We start from the raw sequence: 16,766 nt of genomic DNA on the forward strand, positions 1-16,766 counted from the left end.
TTCTATTCATATAATACACACGAAAAAAGTGCAGAAACCTTTTTAACACAAGATTTCTGCATTTTTATATTAATACATTTTTATTCTATCTTACTTCTCCACATAAACCGACTTAACTAGCGTACGACTATATGGTTGTCCTTCTTTATTCATCCCTTTTATATCCATCGTTACGTTATATACCCCTGGTTCCTTTATGTCTTTCAAAGCACCTGTAAATGTATTGTTATTAACATTTTGTAATTCATTACTTTCAGATACTAGCTTCCCTTCTTTATTCACGACTCTTACGGTTATGGAAAGGTCCCCTTTCATTTCAGGTGCCACAGGTGATTTTTTTAATTTATACTCAGATTTATTCGCTTTAACTTTTGTAGGCATTTGAAGCACAAATGGCGCGTCACTTTTGTAATCGCTTACAACTAAATAAGCATCTTTTGACTGCTTCGCCATCATTTTAACTTTCCATTCTCCTACATCCATTTTATCAAATTTAAATGTTCTAATTGTCGCCCCACCAAAGAAAGATTCACCTTCTCCAGTAGTTATAACGCTATCCTTATTTGTATACATCTTTCCTTTTGGAGATATCATTTGCACGTCTACATCAGAAGAAGCTGTTAATATAGAAACTATCCCTTCCGCCTTTTTATCAACCGTAACAGTTTGTTCGATCCACTGATTTTCTGGCAATTCTCCCCCTAAAATATTTTGATTTGAAGTTGTATTTAATTGTTCTATATTTTCATTTGAACTAGCGCTAGATGTCACTAATGTTGGCATAGTTACACTTGCTGTACGTAAATATGGTTCAATTCGTGAGAAAACGGCTGACCCTTTTCGTATATTGTCATGATCAAACTTTGAATCTGTAAATAAATGTGTTCCATATGGTAACTTAGCACTCCACTCATTTACTAATCCATCATTCGAACCGTACGATGACAAATACAAACCGCCCATAGATAACGCAGAAAATACTGGCCCCCAGCTTGTACCAGTAGCTGTATAATAACGGTTTAATTTAACTGCAGGATTATTATCTATTGTAGAACGAAATTTTGCCATTTCTCCCATTTGTAATGAGTACGTACCATCATCTTTTTGACCTAATATAGAAGCAAGCCAACCTGCCCACCAGCTATATGATAAATCTGCTAAATTTGATCCGTGATGCGGTGTAGCGAGTGTAATAACATTTCCAACAAATCGATTCGCTCCATATCCAACTAGTGCAGCTTGTGTATCGATACCACCTTTACTATGCGCTACAATATTAACTCTTTTACCGAAATGATTATATATTTCTTCAAGTTTTTGTGCTAACAATTTTCCGTTGTCCCACTGACTAGCCGATCCTTTCCCCGCAGCATCATATAATTGTATAAATACGGTTTGATATCCCGCTTTCAAAGCGTAGTCATACATATCATTTATATCGTGATATACTGTCTGTCCATACCAACTATCCGCATTACCATTCCTTCCTTGGACAAACAGGATTGGAGGCTTACTCTCATCATAATTAGTTGGCTTTTGACCTAAAAACCAATCCCCAGGTGCAAATACTTCTTGATCAGGAAATCCTGTTTTAAGCTCTTTTACTCCCTCTGCCTCTACTTTCGTACTAACAGCCATTGGAATCATAATAAAAAATGCGAGAATTAGTATTGTACATCTTTGCAAAATCCTCATTAACATTCCCCCTTTTTTGAAAGGAAGCACTATTTTTATTTTAGTTATTTATTTCTAACTTTCTTTTGCATATACAATAAATAGTAACTGTCCTTCCTTATAAATCGTTATTCTCGCAACATTTACTCATTCCTTTTCTTAATGAGCGCATTAAAAATTTCTCAATACAGTTCTCACAAAAAAGCTGCGTATAAAAGGTCTTGTTCATAACCGTTTATACGCAGCTTCTTTATTATAAATCAATGACATACTCATCATCATATTTATCGTATTGGAGCCCTGATCCTATTTTTAATTCCGTAACTTGATCCCTTAAGAACGGTGTAGCTTCCGTTTGACAAGTTGCAATTTCAATTCCATATTTTTTCGTTAAATGAGCTAATTCTATTAAAAACCACTCGCTTCGCAATACAACTGGAATATCAAATGTTCGTCTTTTCATATATAATAGCACCTCTTTTATTTTCATAACTTTAAAAAATTCACTCCATACATTTCTTAAGACTAGTGTTCATCAATAACAGCAAATGAAACATTATAGTATATGCATGTCCCTTTTAAACGTGCTATTACAAAAATAACATTTAAGTTAACATAATATAATTATGTATAAGTAGAAAGAGGCTTGTCCTCCCCTTTCTACTATAGGGATTTAAATTAAGAACATCTTGGTACACCAAAAGCTAAAAACAATCCTGCAACTCCCGCTGTAATCGGTACTTTTAACGTAATCACATCGTCCACCTTCGTTACTAAAAAGTACGCATTACCTTCTTGTAGTACACAATTTACTAACAATTGAAATTCCATTCAGCTCCCCTCCTTTCAATCGATATACTATAATCTATGAATTTTATTTCAAAAAGTAATAGGATTTATATCTATTTTTCTTTATATACAGAATAAATGTTTATAAGTCTATTAAAAACATCAATTTTCTAAATTTATATAAAACGTGTAATATCCAATAAGTTCCTATATAATCAATAGTGAAAATCTTACAAATGGAGGTATGAAAATGGCTATTTTGAGTAATATTGGTGTAGCTTTATTTTTAATTGCTATCATTCTTTTAATCTTATGCATCGTTTCATTCTTTAAGAAAACTGGAAAAGCAAAACAATATGGGCGTCCTACCGTTATTCTATTTATGATTTCTATCATGTTAATAACGACTGGCACAACAAAATCGGAACACCCAGTCGCCGAGTTTTTTTCTACTTTAAGTTTCATTCTATTTATCTTCTTCCTTATTCTTGCAATATTATCTGTTATTAAGAAAACAGGTGTAGCAAAAAAACAATTTATTATTACAGCTGTTTTATTTGTCCTATTTGTTACATTCTCAAGTATTTCAGCTCCCTCTTCTGAAAAAACAACAGCAACTAACCAAAAAGTTGCCTCAAACAATGAAGAACAAAAAGATAGCGAACAGAAAAAAGAACTAGAAAAGAAAGAAGCGGACGAAAAAGTTCGTAAACAAGAAGATGAAAAACGTAAAGCCGATGAACTAGCTCGTAAGCAAGAAGATGAGAAACGCCAGGCTGATGAACTAGCTCGTAAGCAAGAAGATGAAAAACGCCAGGCTGATGAACAGGCTCGTAAACAACAAGAAGAACAAAAGCGTCTGGCTGATGAACAGGCTCGTAAACAGCAAGAAGAACAAAAGCGCCTGGCTGATGAACAGGCTCGTAAACAGCAAGAAGAACAAAAGCGCCAAGCTGATGAACAGGCTCGTAAACAACAAGAGGAACAAAAACGCCAAGCTGATGAACTAGCTCGTAAACAACAAGAAGAACAGCAAAAAGCTCAGCAGGCCCAAGCACAACCAGCTGCGGGAAATGCTAGTAATACATACTACAAAAATTGTGCTGCAGTAAGAACTGCTGGGAAAGCCCCTCTATATAAAGGGCAACCAGGATATAGCTCTCATCTTGATCGTGATGGCGATGGAGTTGCATGCGAAAAATAGTAAAAAAGAAGCTTAATAGAAGCTTCTTTTTTTATTGTAACGTCTTACATTTACTACCTCTTTCTCTTTTTAGACGAGTTCTCAAAAATGACACATATTAAGTGATTTATATCACCACACTCATTTTAATTTATTGCTATTCTTGGTTTAGTTATCACAATAAACTTTATGGAGGCATTCATATGGAACATACATTTACTGAAACTTCTATCGTCGGTGAGATTGTTACACAATTTCCAAAAGCTAGTGATCTTTTTAAATCATATAGAATAGACTTTTGTTGTGGCGGTAATAAGCCACTGATTGATGCAATTCATGAAAGAAATTTATCAGCAACAGAAGTACTGACAGAGTTAAATACGCTTTATCATAATACGAAACTCTTAAATGAATCTGAAATAGATTGGAAAAACGCTTCTTATCGCGAATTGATTGATTATGTAATTAATAAGCATCATGGCTATTTAAATGAAGAATTACCACAGTTAAGCCCTTATGTAACGAAAGTATTACGCGTTCATGGGGCAAGTCAGCCTCATTTAGCTCAAATTCATAAGCTATTTCATGAACTTAAAATGGAATTAGAGCAGCATTTAATTAAGGAAGAAACGGAAGATTTCCCATTAATTTTAGAATTCGAACGAAATCCAACTGATGAAAACTATGCAAAGTTACGTAAAGTAGTAGATGAACTAGAAAGTGAGCACAATCATGCCGGAAATATTATAAAAGAACTTCGTAAAGTGACTAATGACTTTACTCCTCCAGAAGGAGCTTGCGGCACTTATCGACTTGTTTATCAACGCCTTGAAGCGCTCGAGTCTGATTTATTTGAGCATATTCATTTAGAGAATAATATTTTATTTCCTCGTGCAATTACACGAGCATAAATATAGCGCAGGACATGAGTAAAAATACTCATGTCCTGCTTTTTCATTTTGCGAAAAATATCCACCTCCCCCTCACACAAATCCGAATTTTAACAATTTGTGAATTATTATAAAGATGTGATAAATATCACATCTCCCCCTTTTTTGATTTTCTATAATAAAAATATAATCCTTTGTTCAATATTTCACATAAAAAAGGGGAAACGAAAATGAAAAAACGTTTAGTTATGATCGGAAATGGTATGGCTGGCATACGTTGTATAGAAGAAATACTAAAACATGATAGTGATTTATATGAGGTTACTATTTTTGGAGATGAACCGCACCCAAACTACAATCGCATTATGCTCTCTCATGTTTTACAAGGCAAAACAAATATGCAAGATATCATTATGAATGAATACAGTTGGTATGAGGAAAACGAAATAACCTTGCATGCAGATGAAAGAGTTCAGAGTATTAACCGAGAAGAAAAAATCATTATCACAGAAAAGAATCGTACTCTTACATATGACAAACTCATTGTCGCAACAGGTTCTAGCGCTTTTATTTTACCTGTTGAAGGTTCCACCCTTCCTGGTGTAACGGGATTTCGAACTATTGAAGATACACAATTTATGATTGATATCGCTAAAGAAAAGAAAAAGGCCGTTGTCATTGGTGGTGGATTACTTGGTTTAGAAGCAGCAAGAGGTCTTATTGACTTAGGAATGGACGTACATGTTGTTCATTTAATGCCTAGCTTAATGGAGCAGCAACTAGATACGAAGGCCGCTTCTCTTCTGCGCGAAGATTTAGAAGCACAAGGCATGAAGTTTCTAATGGAAAAGAAAACTGTAAAAATTCTTGGGACAGACCATGTTGAGGGCATTCAATTTGAAAATGGTGAAGTTGTAGATTGTGATTTAATCGTAATGGCTGTCGGAATACGCCCAAATACGCAAATAGCAAGAGATGCTGGTTTACTTGTCAATCGCGGCATTGTAGTCAATGACTGTATGCTAACAAATGATGAATCCATTTATGCAGTTGGTGAATGTGCAGAACATGATGGTATCGCATATGGACTTGTTGCCCCTCTCTATGAACAAGGCACAATATTAGCGAAACATATAACGAATTTACAAACGAATGGATACACGGGCAGTATCGTTGGTACGCAATTAAAAGTTGCTGGTTGTGATTTATTCTCTGCTGGCCAAATTTATGAAGATGATCAAACGAAAGCAATATCAATCTTTGATGAATGTAAACGTTCCTATAAAAAAGTATTAATTCGTGACAATAAAGTCGTTGGTATCGTTTTATACGGGGATACTGCTGATGGTACACGACTCTTTAGTATGTTAAAGAAAGAAGAAGATGTACAAGAATATACAACCGCTTCCCTTCTTCACAAAGCTGGTGAAGAAAGTGAACTTGACGTTGCTACAATGAGTGCGGATGACACAATTTGTGGATGTAATGGTGTTACGAAAGGTACAATCGTTCATGCCATTTTAGAGCAAGAGTTAACTACTTTTGAAGAAGTTAAAGGATGTACGAAAGCCGCGGGATCTTGTGGTAAATGCCGTCCGCTTGTGGAACAAGTTTTATCTCATACACTCGGAGATGCCTTTGATGCTTCTGCGCAGTCTGCTGGTATGTGCGGATGTACAAGTTTATCACGAGATGAAGTCGTAGCGGCCATTCACGAGAAAGGTTTAAGATCTCCAAAAGAAGTACGGAATGTTCTTGGTTTTGTACATGAAGATGGCTGTTCGAAATGTCGTCCTGCTTTAAATTACTATTTACGTATGGCGATTCCAGAAGAATATGAAGATGATAAAGCCTCCCGTTTCGTTAATGAAAGAATGAATGGTAACATCCAGCACGATGGGACATTCTCTGTTATTCCACGTATGTACGGAGGCGTTACAACAGCTGATGATTTAATGAAAATTGCTGAAGTTGCAAAAAAATATGACGTCCCTCTTGTGAAAATTACAGGTGCGAGCCGAATCGGCTTATATGGTGTAAAAAAACAAGATTTACCTAACGTATGGGCTGACTTAAATATGACTTCGGGATATGCGTATTCAAAATCGCTTCGTAATGTAAAATCATGTGTTGGTTCTCGTTTTTGCCGTTTCGGTACGAAAGATTCATTAGGACTTGGTATGCTCCTTGAACAATCATTAGAAATAGTAGATACACCTCATAAAATGAAGATGGGTGTAACTGGCTGTCCGCGTAACTGTGCGGAAGTATTGACGAAAGATTTTGGCGTTGTTTGTGTCGAAAATGGATACCAACTTTATATTGGCGGAAATGGTGGTACAGAAGTACGTGAAGCTGATTTTGTAATGATTGTCCCTACTGAAGATGATGTCCTGCGCATCGCTACAGCTTACATGCAATATTATCGTGAAACTGGTATTTACGGAGAGCGTACTGCCTACTGGACAGAACGTTTAGGCTTCGATCACATAAAAGAAATACTACAAGATGCGAGTATGGTTACTACGCTAAATGCACGCTTCCAAACAGCTCGTAGCACATATACGGAAGCATGGGGACAAGCATTAGAAACGAAATCATTAAAAGCGATGTATGAAGTAGAAACTGTGAAATAAGGAGCCGTGATCTAAATGATACAAACGAAAGAAAAAATAAAAGTTATGCGTGCAGAAGACCTTCCTATACAAATCGGTAAAGAGGTGCAAATGAAAGGTATGTCTATCGCTCTATTCCGTCTTTCAAATGACGATATTCGGGCTGTAGAAAATCGTTGTCCTCATAAAAACGGACCGTTAGCAGAAGGAATTGTATCTGGTGAATTCGTCTTTTGTCCACTACATGATTGGAAAATTTCATTAATAACAGGTGAAGTTCAAAAACCTGATGACGGCTGTATTCAAACGTACGAGGTAGAAATTATTGATGGTGATATTTATATATACATGTAATTTACAAAAGGAAGCCTCCCCCTGGCTTCCTTTTAAATAAAAATAGATGAGGTGCGATTATGAACGGATATGTATATTTAGTTGGTGCAGGACCAGGTGATGAAGGGCTTATTACAAAGAAAGCGATAGATTGTTTAAAACGTGCAGATATCGTTTTATATGACCGTTTATTAAACCCTTTCTTTCTTAGTTATACAAAAGAAACATGTGAACTTATTTATTGCGGAAAAATGCCAAAGAATCATATTATGCGACAAGAAATAATTAACGCCCACCTTCTTCAATTTGCGAAAGAAGGAAAAATCGTTGTTCGATTAAAGGGCGGAGATCCATCTATTTTTGGCCGTGTTGGTGAAGAAGCAGAAACTTTAGCAACAGCGAACATTCCGTATGAAATTGTACCAGGTATTACATCTAGCATCGCCGCTAGTAGCTATGCAGGTATCCCCCTCACCCACCGTAACTACAGTAATAGTGTAACTTTACTAACTGGGCATGCAAAAGGTCCTTTAGCCAATCATGGAAAATATAATTCATCCCACAATAGTGACACAATCGCTTACTACATGGGTATAAAAAACTTACCTACAATTTGTGAAAACTTACTACAAGCAGGAAAAAAAGACGATACGCCAGTAGCAGTCATTGAATGGGGTACAACTGGTAAACAGCGCGTTGTCACAGGAACACTTTCAACCATTGTGCCTATCGTCAAAAACGAAAATATTTCTAATCCATCAATGACAGTTGTTGGTGATGTCGTTTCCTTACGTAATCAAATCGCTTGGAAAGAACGTACACCATTACATGGTAAAAAAGTTTTATTTGCATCCGCAACAAATAAAACAAGTTTAATGAAGCAAAAATTACAAGAATCCGGTGCAGAAATATATCAAATTCCAACTTTCAAAAAGAAAGAATACACATTAACCTCTGAACAAATCAATGAAATTTTTAACGTTGATCGCCTTGTATTTTGTTCAGCTGAAAGTGTAGAAACCTTAATGCGATCATGCAGTAAATATCATAAAGATATTCGTTCCTTACACGTGGAATTTCAATTTATGAACCTTTCTGTTCAAGAAAAGCTTATGCAGTATGGATTGTTAAGTAAACCAGCACAATTTTCTTCTCAGTCTACTATTTATTTAGGTCGAAACATTAACCGAATTGCTTTTATTCAAGAAAAAATTGGTGCAGGATTCTACATGATGACTCATGAGTATACAATTGATCATCGCTTCGATGAAATTCATTCTCGTATGCTTTCTGAATTTTCATGGGATAGCATTGTATTTGAAGGACGTGCTTCCATTGATACATTTTTAGCAGAAATAAAACGCCTTGGCTTTATCGATATTCTTACTCTCCCATTCTCGTATACCGACATTCCAACTTTACACTATGCGAATAAAGTCGGGTTTCATAATGTAGATAAGCAATTACAAGACATTATTATGAAGAAAGACATGGTGAGACAATGAAAGGAATTGTATATGTTGGACACGGGAGCCGACTCCAAGAAGGTAACAATCAATTCATTCACTTTATTCAATCTGTTATGAAAGAACGTAACGAAAGAATTCAAAAAATAGCTTTTTTGGAACTAACAACACCTACTATTTCAGATGCAGTTACAGAAACAATACTAGAGGGCGCAACCGAAATAATGATTGTACCTGTTTTATTATTTGCAGCAGCTCACTATAAACGTGATATACCTTTTGAGATAGAGAAAATGCAAAAGAAATATCCATATATCACATTTTCAGTTGTACCACCTTTTAGTACACATTCACATATGGTGGAACTTGTAGTGAAAAGAATACGTGAAGCTATGCCAATGCAAGAGAGTAGTATTTTACTCGTAGGGCGAGGCAGTAGTGATCCACAGCCGATACATGAATTACAACAAATCGGAGCAGCTGTCGAACGAAAACTCGGTATGCCAGTATGTTGCTCCTTTTTAACGAAAGGAACGCCCTCTTTTACTGCTGAACTCAAGGCTATAACATCGACTGCGTCCCATGTATATGTCATGCCGTACCTTCTCTTTACCGGATTGTTGCTTCAGAAAATTAAGTTGCATACAAAAAAATATGATCACGTTACGACTTGTAACTGCCTTCAATTTGATACATACATGAAATTAACATTGTTAGAACGAATGGAGGAATGTGTGTATGTATAACATGTACCCTCTTATGCTTAATCTAAATAAAAAGGTGGTTGTTATCATTGGTGGAGGTAAAATCGCATATCGAAAAGCGTCTGGATTAAAAGATACAGGCGCTTTTGTCACCGTTGTCAGCCCAAAAATTTGCGAGGAAATGAAGGAGCTTCCTTATATTACCTGGAAGCAAAAAACTTTTTCTAATGATGATATTAAAGATGCCCACCTTATTTATGCAGCTACAAATCAACATGCTGTAAATATGATGGTCAAACAGGCCGCCCATGATTTTCAATGGGTTAACGTTGTAAGTGATGGTACAGAATCATCATTTCACACGCCTGGTGTCATCCGAAATGGTGAATATGTTGTAACGATTTCAACTTCAGGTAGGGATCCATCGTTTACGAAGCGTATGAAAAAGGAATTAACATCTATACTTCCTAAACTTATAAAAAAGCTTTCTCGTACTCACAAATTGTAATCTATCACTTAGCTAAAATAGTAATTACCTTTGGACAAACGTTTTTTAGAAACGTTTGTCCTTTTTGTTTTGATATTGTTTTTTAAAGTTTCACAAGCAAATTACGAAGAAAATGAATGGTGCTGGCAACTTGTAAACTAATGAATTGTATGACAAATACAATATTACGAGCAACTGGTTCAATTCAGTTTTTACATTTGATATTCATCCAACCAAATTAACGCTTGTTCATAATCATCAAAAAATTTTACAGATTCTTTCGTATTAGATTGCTGTAAATAATTCAGTATCTCTCCTTCTTCAAGAAGAAATGCAATTGCCTTACTATGATTCAAAATAGTTTCATTGAAGAACTTCTCTTTCCATACTTTTTGAACAGAAAAATGATTTGGCGTGTATCCTTTTCTATCCACCAACAATTTGTATTTCCGCCCTTCGGAAATGAATTGCTGACAAACCTGCTCGAAACCATTAAACCATTCATACACATCCTCTGTTTTAATCTGGCCAATTAGATGTGTAACAATCAAATCTCCCGAAACTGTTGTGCTAATATTCTGTTCACTCAAATTAGAATCATCTCCCTTAATTACAATTATGAGGAAAAACCGCATAAAATCAATAAAGATAAAATTCTTACTTGACACTTTCACCCATTGCTATCATCCTAAGCTCATGTAACTTTACATGATTAGCGAGATTGTTTCTTTTTTCGCAAGTATATATGTAAATGCTTTAAAGATTTGCATACGAAATAACCCCTAATGAGTTTCCTTTTTTTGAATTAAGCCGCTTGATTATCAGACATTGTACAATTGTAAACGACACCCAATATATCAAAAACCGTTTTCTTCTCATATCGATGGGATTTTCGTCCATCATTTACCGCCTCAAATCTATTCGTTTTTGCACGTATATTCAAAACAAAATATATGAAAAATAAATAACGACAGTTACTGTAATAATGCTGAAAAGTGTTGAAAATAAAACGATTTGTGCATGTAATTCAGGCTCTATTTGATATTCCATAGCAATGGTCGATGTATTTCTTGAAGTAGGAAAAGAACTTGCAATAAATAATGATTGTGCAACAATACCATCGATGTTTAGTAGGTAGATCATGGCAAGTGCTAATAATGGTCCCATCAGTAACCTTCCAATTAAAGCCCATGTTATGACTCGATGGAAAAAATTAAGCTTAATGTTGGATAATTGTGCCCCTAACAATATGAGTGCTATTGCAACAAAACCATTCGCAAGCTGATTAAGAGGTAGCAAGATAGAATTAGGTAATTGAATTGTAAAAGATTGAAAGAGAACCCCTAATACGAGCGCATGGAATACAGGCAGTCTTAGAAATGATTGAATAATACTTCCGATTGTTTTTGTTGCTGATAGTAAGTTATATATCCCATATGAATAAGTTAAAAGATTCTGAAAAATAACAATAAAAATCTGAATGGAAACCCCCACTGGATTATGACTGAAAATCAATTGACTTACTGGTAACCCATAATTACCGGAATTCATTAACGAAATGCTATTTTTTAGGGCTGCACTTTCTCCTTTTTCTAACTTTAATATTTTTGAAATGAAATGACTTACTATGATCAGACTCAGACTATAAAGCATTAAATAGTACATTATCTGGAGCAACAAACCTGTTTCTATACGAATATCATATATATTCACAAATACAGCCGCTGGCATCAAGCAATAATTAATAAGTGTAGATAGCTGCTTTAAGTTAAATTGGAACTTTCTTTGTAAGATCGCACCAATTAGCATCAATATTAATATTGGTAATATTACGTCTAATATAATAAAAACAAACATGTAAAACCTCATTCCAAATATATTATAGTTTCATTAAACCCTTTACTAAAATGGATGCAACTTTGGACAATTCTATTGCACCAATCTAATAATCTTCTACAACAAAGTTAGGCGGAAACACTCCTTAGTTATCAATAATTAGAAAATTAAAATCGATAATACGAAAATGTGCATCTAATATTCTCATATCCCTCCCTTTTCTTTAACATAGCAAATATGACTCTTAAAGAAAATTATAGATTATTTATACAAATTCATAATTTTATCTTATCGACCTAAACTGTATTCTTTCGTTTAAGTGTACTATTTCACAATATCCATTAGCCTTACTAAAGAATTTGGTCATAAAAGAATGTGTTGAAGCCTATTACTAAAAGAACCATCCCAAAATACTTTGGGATGGTTCTTTTTCTTTATTAATGATTCTTTAACAGCACTAACAGCTTTTCTTGACTATACATCCACACAGTAATGATTAAACAAGCAAGTGCGACTTCTGATAATGCCATAAACCCAATTGCATAATGACCTGTTAGTTGGAATAGTAATGTTAAAATTAGCGGCGGGAAGAATCCTCCTAGTCCGCCTAAAGCTGAAACGAGTCCATTTACAATACCAGCTTGTTCTGAGAAATACATTGGAACGAGTTTGAAGATTGTACCATTTCCAATCCCTGCACAAAATGCGACTAGTAGGCAACCAAATGTGTACACATTCATGCTAGGCATAAATGATAAAATAATACCTGAAAGTGTTAATCCGATAAATACGAAGATTAATATTTTAAATGGATTAAACTTATCACCTAGCCAACCACCAATCGGACGCATTATTGTTGCGAGTATGATGAATCCGGCTGTCCGCATACCTGCATCTACTTTCTCTAATCCGAAGTGAGATACTAAAAAGTTTGGTAAGTATACTGTAAATGCGACAAATGATCCGAATGTTAAAAAGTAAAAGATACATAGAAACCAAAGTTTTTCATTTTTATATACACCTTTTATTTGTTCCATTAATGGTGTATTCACCTTTTTCTCCTTACGATCGCCTAATAAAAAGTTTATAAGTGCAAACGCTGCAAGTAAAACTAAATAACACTGTACTGTCGTTCTCCAACCAACTGATGTCGCAATTACAGGAGCTAAAAATGAAGTAATTGCTGTCCCCGCGTTACCGACACCGTAAATACCATTTACAAAACCATGACTCTCTTTCGGAAAGTATTTCGGTAAAGAAGTTACCCCTACTGAGAATACCGCCCCACCGATTCCGACGAATAAACCACCAATAATTAAATCCATCATTGAATCGGCAACACTAATATAAAAGACAGGAAATAATAATAGAATAAAACTAATAAAGAATAATTTTCTTGCTCCGAAACGATTTGTCCAATAACCAATCGGAATGCGAAGAACAGAACCTAATATAACCGGTACTGCTGTTACCATAGAAATTTGTCCTGCAGTTAATGGGATATCTACTTTAATATAGGGCATTAATGATGATAAAATAACCCACACCATAAAACCGATAACTAGATTGGAAGTTTGTAAACTTAATTGAAAATTAGGACTTTTCATCCTGTTCCCTCCTATGTATGCATAGTTATATTCATTCCCTCCAGCCTAATCACGCCCTTACATGATCAGGCTGAAAAGAATCAACCACCACTTACTGGCGGAATCATTGCTACGACATCGCCAGTTTGAATGATGTCATCCTCATTTGCATATTCTTCATTTATCGCAACCATAATCTCATTTGAAATTGCTACATTATATTCCTTAACCAGAACTTCCTTTAGCTTCGCAACCGTAATATTTTCGCAATCTATGTGTAATGCTGGCTTACTGACCTCTTCTTGTAAATGTGCAAATAATAGTACTTCAATCATATTCTCATCTCCTTTCCAGGCTCACCATTTGCATATGCTATTTTCTCTAACTGATCACCTATCCAAGACTCACCATCTTCCCAAAACTCTTTCTTCCAAATCGGAACAATTTGTTTTATACGCTCCATAATATATTCGTTCACCTCATATGCTGCTTTCCGGTGTGGTGTAGAAACGGCGACAACAACAGCAAGATCAGAAATTTGTAATGTACCAATGCGATGTGTAATGGCGACATATGTCCCAGACCACTTCGCTTCTACTTCAGTGCCAATTTTCTCAAGTTGTTTTTCTGCCATTGTTTTATATGCTACATACTCTAAATATAGTGTACGACGTCCTTTCGTAAATTCTCTTACAGTGCCAATGAAAGTAGTAACAGCACCACACTCACGACGAATTACTTTGTTTATAACTTCTTCAATTGAAATAGGTGTATCAATTACTTCATAATACGTTTGTGTCATTTTGCACCTCTTATCTTTGTATAAGTTAGCAATCTATTTTCTATTATTTATATGATCGAAGCGGTTCATCCCACGGCCACTCACTTCCGGCGTTTGATTCTAATAACAGTACCGAAACAGTTATTCCTGCTTCAAACCCTCTCGTTCCTCCTGGCAGGACGATACATGCATTTGCCTCTGCAAGTGAAGAAATTGCGCTAGATTTATCTAGACCAACTGGTATAACTTGTAATTGTCCATCTACAATTTCTACTCTCCCTCTTACAAAACGAGTAAATGGATTTTCTTTCGGAAAGTCTTTCTGTAAAATTGCTTCTGCACGAAATACGTGCGGATCTTTTCTATGCAAATATGTTCCAATGACTGGTCGAACATATAATTCACATCCGACATAACAAGCAGAAGGATTACCAGATAAACCAAATAGTAGTTTTCCTTCTACCTCAGCTACAGTTGTCACACTTCCTGGCCGCATCGCTATTTTGTTGAAAAGTACATTAGCTTGCAATCTCTCATAAATAGCAGGTAAATAGTCATAGTCTCCTACCGAAACGCCACCAGTCGTAATTAAAATATCAACTTCTTTTATCGCTTTTTTTACAGTGTTATAACACGTCTCTAAATCGTCAGCGATTTGTCCATAATACTGTACAACTCCGCCCGATCGTTGAACTTGAGCAGCAATCATATAGGAGTTACTATTTCGAATTTTCCCTGGCTTTAAGTGTTCATGTACCTCGAGCAGTTCACTTCCTGTCGTCACAATTCCAATAATCGGCTGTTTTACAACATGTAGGGAACTATAACCAAACGTAGCAAGAAGTGCTACAACTCCAGGATTAATAACAGTCCCTTTTTTCACAAGGATGGTATTTCGTTTTACATCTTCTCCTTTAAAAGAAATGTTATCCCCGGAAGCAAAAGAGCGTTTTAATTTCATAAAAGTCTTTTCGTTTTCTTCAAATCCTTCCGTTAGTTCTAACATAACAACTGCATTACACCCTGCTGGAATTGCCGCACCTGTCATAATACGGATAGCCTGAAATGGTTTCACTTCTTCTGTAAAAACAAAACCTGCTCCGATTTCACCAATCACTTCAAACCGAATTGGGTTACTGCTACTCGCTTCTTTTGTATCTTCTGCTCGAATCGCAAATCCATCGTACGGAGAGCGATCAAAATGCGGGACATCATGATCTGCAACAACATCTTCTCCAAGGATTCTTCCGTAACTGTCTATAAGAGAAACTTTTTCCGTTTCACCCTCATGAGCATATTCCATTACACGTGCAACTGCTTCTGCCACTGGAATTGGATTACGTTTTAATAACATTTTTTTCACCTCGTTTTGAAAAATAGAAGCTCTCATTCTATTTACCCTACATATTTTGCATATAATCGTTTTGCTATTTTCATATCATTTGTCCCATGAATAAACGCCCTACCGTCTGTAAATAAAACGAAACGATATTCATCAACAAGAAACGATAATAAATATGGTGTTTTTTTGACATCCAAACTTTTTTGTAAGCGTTTTTGTATTTCTTCTAAATTAAGAGTCCCCTCTATTCCTGGACGGATTTGAACGGTATTCCGCCCGCATAACAATTCAGTTTTCATCTGCGCTTCAAATGTTAAACTTGGATATGTTCGTGATTTTCCACAAGATGGACATGTACTTTTTTTCTGTCTATTTACTTTTAATGAGAGATATTGATTGTTCCAAATATCAAATGATAACATGGTCCCTCTTAGCGACTGGTAATCATCCACCAATATTTTCATCGCCTCTGTTACTTGATGAGCAACAACCATCTGTACAGCTGGCTGAATAATTCCTGCTGTATCACATGTTGCACCACCCATAGGATGATCCATTAAGCAGCGAAAACACGGTGTTTTTCCCGGAAGAATTGTATACGTTACACCGTAACTTCCAATGCAACCACCGTATATCCAAGGTATATTTTCTTTTTGTGAAATGTCATTTATAAGTAGACGCGTATCAAAGTTATCAGTCGCATCTAATATGAGATCCACTTCTTTTGTTAACTCTTCCATTTCTTGCATTGTGACATCTGTTACAACTGGCTCAATCTCCACTTCAGAATTAATCGTTCTTAAATGTTCTGCTGCTGCAATTGCTTTTGGCTTGCACTGCTTCGCATCTTCTTCTGTATATAACTGTTGCCGTTGTAAATTACTCCATTCGACGTAGTCACGGTCAGCAATTGTCAATTTCCCAATTCCCATCCTAACGAGAGCTTCCGCATTTGCAGCCCCTAGTGCACCCGCACCGATTAAGAGCACATGCTTTTCTCTTATTTTTCTTTGTCCTATTTCACCAATTTCAGAAAATAGTACCTGTCTTGAATATCGCTCTTGCATAGGGAATCCTCCT

The 16,766-nt window shown here is 35.7% G+C and carries 17 protein-coding genes; 7 read left to right on the forward strand and 10 right to left on the reverse strand.

The features are described 5' to 3' along the window. Positions 1-90: 90 nt before the first annotated feature. From EUC40_RS15545 to exsG, 3 genes are all read right to left on the reverse strand, one after another. Positions 91-1,647 (reverse strand): esterase/lipase family protein, encoded by a 1,557-nt coding sequence (locus EUC40_RS15545; protein ID WP_395592174.1) that lies wholly within the window; start codon positions 1,645-1,647, stop codon positions 91-93. A gap of 280 nt (positions 1,648-1,927) precedes the next feature. Continuing rightward, on the reverse strand, positions 1,928-2,137 hold the full coding sequence (locus EUC40_RS15550) for a hypothetical protein (RefSeq protein ID WP_156575905.1): 210 nt from the start codon (positions 2,135-2,137) through the stop codon (positions 1,928-1,930). Positions 2,138-2,352: 215 nt separating this feature from the next. After that, positions 2,353-2,505 carry an exosporium protein ExsG gene (gene exsG / locus EUC40_RS15555; RefSeq protein ID WP_000395675.1) on the reverse strand — a complete coding sequence of 51 codons (153 nt, stop codon included), beginning with the start codon at positions 2,503-2,505 and terminating at the stop codon, positions 2,353-2,355. Positions 2,506-2,713: 208 nt separating this feature from the next. Here exsG and EUC40_RS15560 point away from each other — a divergent pair, with 208 nt between their 5' ends. The 7 genes from EUC40_RS15560 to EUC40_RS15590 all read left to right on the forward strand — a co-directional run bounded on the left by EUC40_RS15560 (position 2,714) and on the right by EUC40_RS15590 (position 10,162). Continuing rightward, a complete protein-coding gene (locus EUC40_RS15560) occupies positions 2,714-3,667 on the forward strand; it encodes an excalibur calcium-binding domain-containing protein (RefSeq protein WP_156575906.1) in 954 nt (317 codons plus the stop codon). Between the two features lie 182 nt (positions 3,668-3,849). After that, complete coding sequence (gene ric, locus EUC40_RS15565; protein WP_156575907.1) at positions 3,850-4,557, forward strand: iron-sulfur cluster repair di-iron protein; 708 nt, start codon at positions 3,850-3,852, stop codon at positions 4,555-4,557. A 209-nt stretch (positions 4,558-4,766) separates the two neighbouring features. Next, on the forward strand, positions 4,767-7,172 hold the full coding sequence (gene nirB / locus EUC40_RS15570; RefSeq protein WP_156575908.1) for an NADPH-nitrite reductase large subunit: 2,406 nt from the start codon (positions 4,767-4,769) through the stop codon (positions 7,170-7,172). A 15-nt stretch (positions 7,173-7,187) separates the two neighbouring features. Beyond that, positions 7,188-7,505, forward strand: coding sequence for a nitrite reductase small subunit NirD (gene nirD, locus EUC40_RS15575; protein ID WP_156575909.1), 318 nt, complete (start codon positions 7,188-7,190; stop codon positions 7,503-7,505). Positions 7,506-7,564: 59 nt separating this feature from the next. Next, positions 7,565-8,989 (forward strand): uroporphyrin-III C-methyltransferase, encoded by a 1,425-nt coding sequence (locus tag EUC40_RS15580; protein ID WP_156575910.1) that lies wholly within the window; start codon positions 7,565-7,567, stop codon positions 8,987-8,989. Then, positions 8,986-9,696, forward strand: a complete 711-nt coding sequence (locus tag EUC40_RS15585) for a sirohydrochlorin chelatase (RefSeq protein ID WP_156575911.1) — start codon at positions 8,986-8,988, stop codon at positions 9,694-9,696. The genes EUC40_RS15580 and EUC40_RS15585 overlap by 4 nt, the downstream gene beginning before the upstream one ends. Further along, entirely contained in the window at positions 9,689-10,162 is a 474-nt protein-coding gene (locus EUC40_RS15590; RefSeq protein ID WP_156575912.1) for a precorrin-2 dehydrogenase, read from the forward strand. The genes EUC40_RS15585 and EUC40_RS15590 overlap by 8 nt, the downstream gene beginning before the upstream one ends. Before the next feature lie 191 nt (positions 10,163-10,353). On the opposite strand, the gene EUC40_RS15595 is transcribed toward EUC40_RS15590, so the two are convergent. The 7 genes from EUC40_RS15595 to EUC40_RS15630 all read right to left on the reverse strand — a co-directional run bounded on the left by EUC40_RS15595 (position 10,354) and on the right by EUC40_RS15630 (position 16,753). After that, positions 10,354-10,776 carry an STAS/SEC14 domain-containing protein gene (locus tag EUC40_RS15595; RefSeq protein ID WP_242660489.1) on the reverse strand — a complete coding sequence of 141 codons (423 nt, stop codon included), beginning with the start codon at positions 10,774-10,776 and terminating at the stop codon, positions 10,354-10,356. A 304-nt stretch (positions 10,777-11,080) separates the two neighbouring features. After that, positions 11,081-11,998 carry an AEC family transporter gene (locus EUC40_RS15605; RefSeq protein WP_156576952.1) on the reverse strand — a complete coding sequence of 306 codons (918 nt, stop codon included), beginning with the start codon at positions 11,996-11,998 and terminating at the stop codon, positions 11,081-11,083. Positions 11,999-12,414: 416 nt separating this feature from the next. Then, complete coding sequence (gene narK / locus EUC40_RS15610; protein ID WP_156575913.1) at positions 12,415-13,584, reverse strand: nitrate transporter NarK; 1,170 nt, start codon at positions 13,582-13,584, stop codon at positions 12,415-12,417. A gap of 80 nt (positions 13,585-13,664) precedes the next feature. Then, a complete protein-coding gene (moaD, locus tag EUC40_RS15615; RefSeq protein WP_156575914.1) occupies positions 13,665-13,898 on the reverse strand; it encodes a molybdopterin converting factor subunit 1 in 234 nt (77 codons plus the stop codon). Continuing rightward, on the reverse strand, positions 13,895-14,365 hold the full coding sequence (locus tag EUC40_RS15620) for a molybdenum cofactor biosynthesis protein MoaE (RefSeq protein ID WP_156575915.1): 471 nt from the start codon (positions 14,363-14,365) through the stop codon (positions 13,895-13,897). Before EUC40_RS15620 ends, moaD begins: the two co-directional genes overlap by 4 nt. Positions 14,366-14,408: 43 nt before the next feature. Next, the gene (locus EUC40_RS15625) at positions 14,409-15,698 is read right to left on the reverse strand and encodes a molybdopterin molybdotransferase MoeA (protein ID WP_156576953.1); all 1,290 of its coding nucleotides are present in this window, start codon (positions 15,696-15,698) and stop codon (positions 14,409-14,411) included. Positions 15,699-15,739: 41 nt separating this feature from the next. Continuing rightward, positions 15,740-16,753 carry a molybdopterin-synthase adenylyltransferase MoeB gene (locus EUC40_RS15630; RefSeq protein WP_156575916.1) on the reverse strand — a complete coding sequence of 338 codons (1,014 nt, stop codon included), beginning with the start codon at positions 16,751-16,753 and terminating at the stop codon, positions 15,740-15,742. Positions 16,754-16,766: the final 13 nt, after the last annotated feature.

This window comes from Bacillus luti (assembly GCF_009739945.1).
Taxonomy (GTDB): domain Bacteria; phylum Bacillota; class Bacilli; order Bacillales; family Bacillaceae_G; genus Bacillus_A; species Bacillus_A luti.

Excerpts from the sequence above, each read along its gene's own strand:
- EUC40_RS15545 (WP_395592174.1), bottom strand. The coding sequence starts at position 1,647 with ATGATTCCAATGGCTGTTAGTACGAAAGTAGAGGCAGAGGGAGTAAAA.
- EUC40_RS15550 (WP_156575905.1), bottom strand. The coding sequence starts at position 2,137 with ATGAAAAGACGAACATTTGATATTCCAGTTGTATTGCGAAGCGAGTGG.
- exsG (WP_000395675.1), bottom strand. The coding sequence starts at position 2,505 with ATGGAATTTCAATTGTTAGTAAATTGTGTACTACAAGAAGGTAATGCG.
- EUC40_RS15560 (WP_156575906.1), top strand. The coding sequence starts at position 2,714 with ATGGCTATTTTGAGTAATATTGGTGTAGCTTTATTTTTAATTGCTATC.
- ric (WP_156575907.1), top strand. The coding sequence starts at position 3,850 with ATGGAACATACATTTACTGAAACTTCTATCGTCGGTGAGATTGTTACA.
- nirB (WP_156575908.1), top strand. The coding sequence starts at position 4,767 with ATGAAAAAACGTTTAGTTATGATCGGAAATGGTATGGCTGGCATACGT.
- nirD (WP_156575909.1), top strand. The coding sequence starts at position 7,188 with ATGATACAAACGAAAGAAAAAATAAAAGTTATGCGTGCAGAAGACCTT.
- EUC40_RS15580 (WP_156575910.1), top strand. The coding sequence starts at position 7,565 with ATGAACGGATATGTATATTTAGTTGGTGCAGGACCAGGTGATGAAGGG.
- EUC40_RS15585 (WP_156575911.1), top strand. The coding sequence starts at position 8,986 with ATGAAAGGAATTGTATATGTTGGACACGGGAGCCGACTCCAAGAAGGT.
- EUC40_RS15590 (WP_156575912.1), top strand. The coding sequence starts at position 9,689 with ATGTATAACATGTACCCTCTTATGCTTAATCTAAATAAAAAGGTGGTT.
- EUC40_RS15595 (WP_242660489.1), bottom strand. The coding sequence starts at position 10,776 with ATGCGGTTTTTCCTCATAATTGTAATTAAGGGAGATGATTCTAATTTG.
- EUC40_RS15605 (WP_156576952.1), bottom strand. The coding sequence starts at position 11,998 with ATGTTTGTTTTTATTATATTAGACGTAATATTACCAATATTAATATTG.
- narK (WP_156575913.1), bottom strand. The coding sequence starts at position 13,584 with ATGAAAAGTCCTAATTTTCAATTAAGTTTACAAACTTCCAATCTAGTT.
- moaD (WP_156575914.1), bottom strand. The coding sequence starts at position 13,898 with ATGATTGAAGTACTATTATTTGCACATTTACAAGAAGAGGTCAGTAAG.
- EUC40_RS15620 (WP_156575915.1), bottom strand. The coding sequence starts at position 14,365 with ATGACACAAACGTATTATGAAGTAATTGATACACCTATTTCAATTGAA.
- EUC40_RS15625 (WP_156576953.1), bottom strand. The coding sequence starts at position 15,698 with ATGTTATTAAAACGTAATCCAATTCCAGTGGCAGAAGCAGTTGCACGT.
- EUC40_RS15630 (WP_156575916.1), bottom strand. The coding sequence starts at position 16,753 with ATGCAAGAGCGATATTCAAGACAGGTACTATTTTCTGAAATTGGTGAA.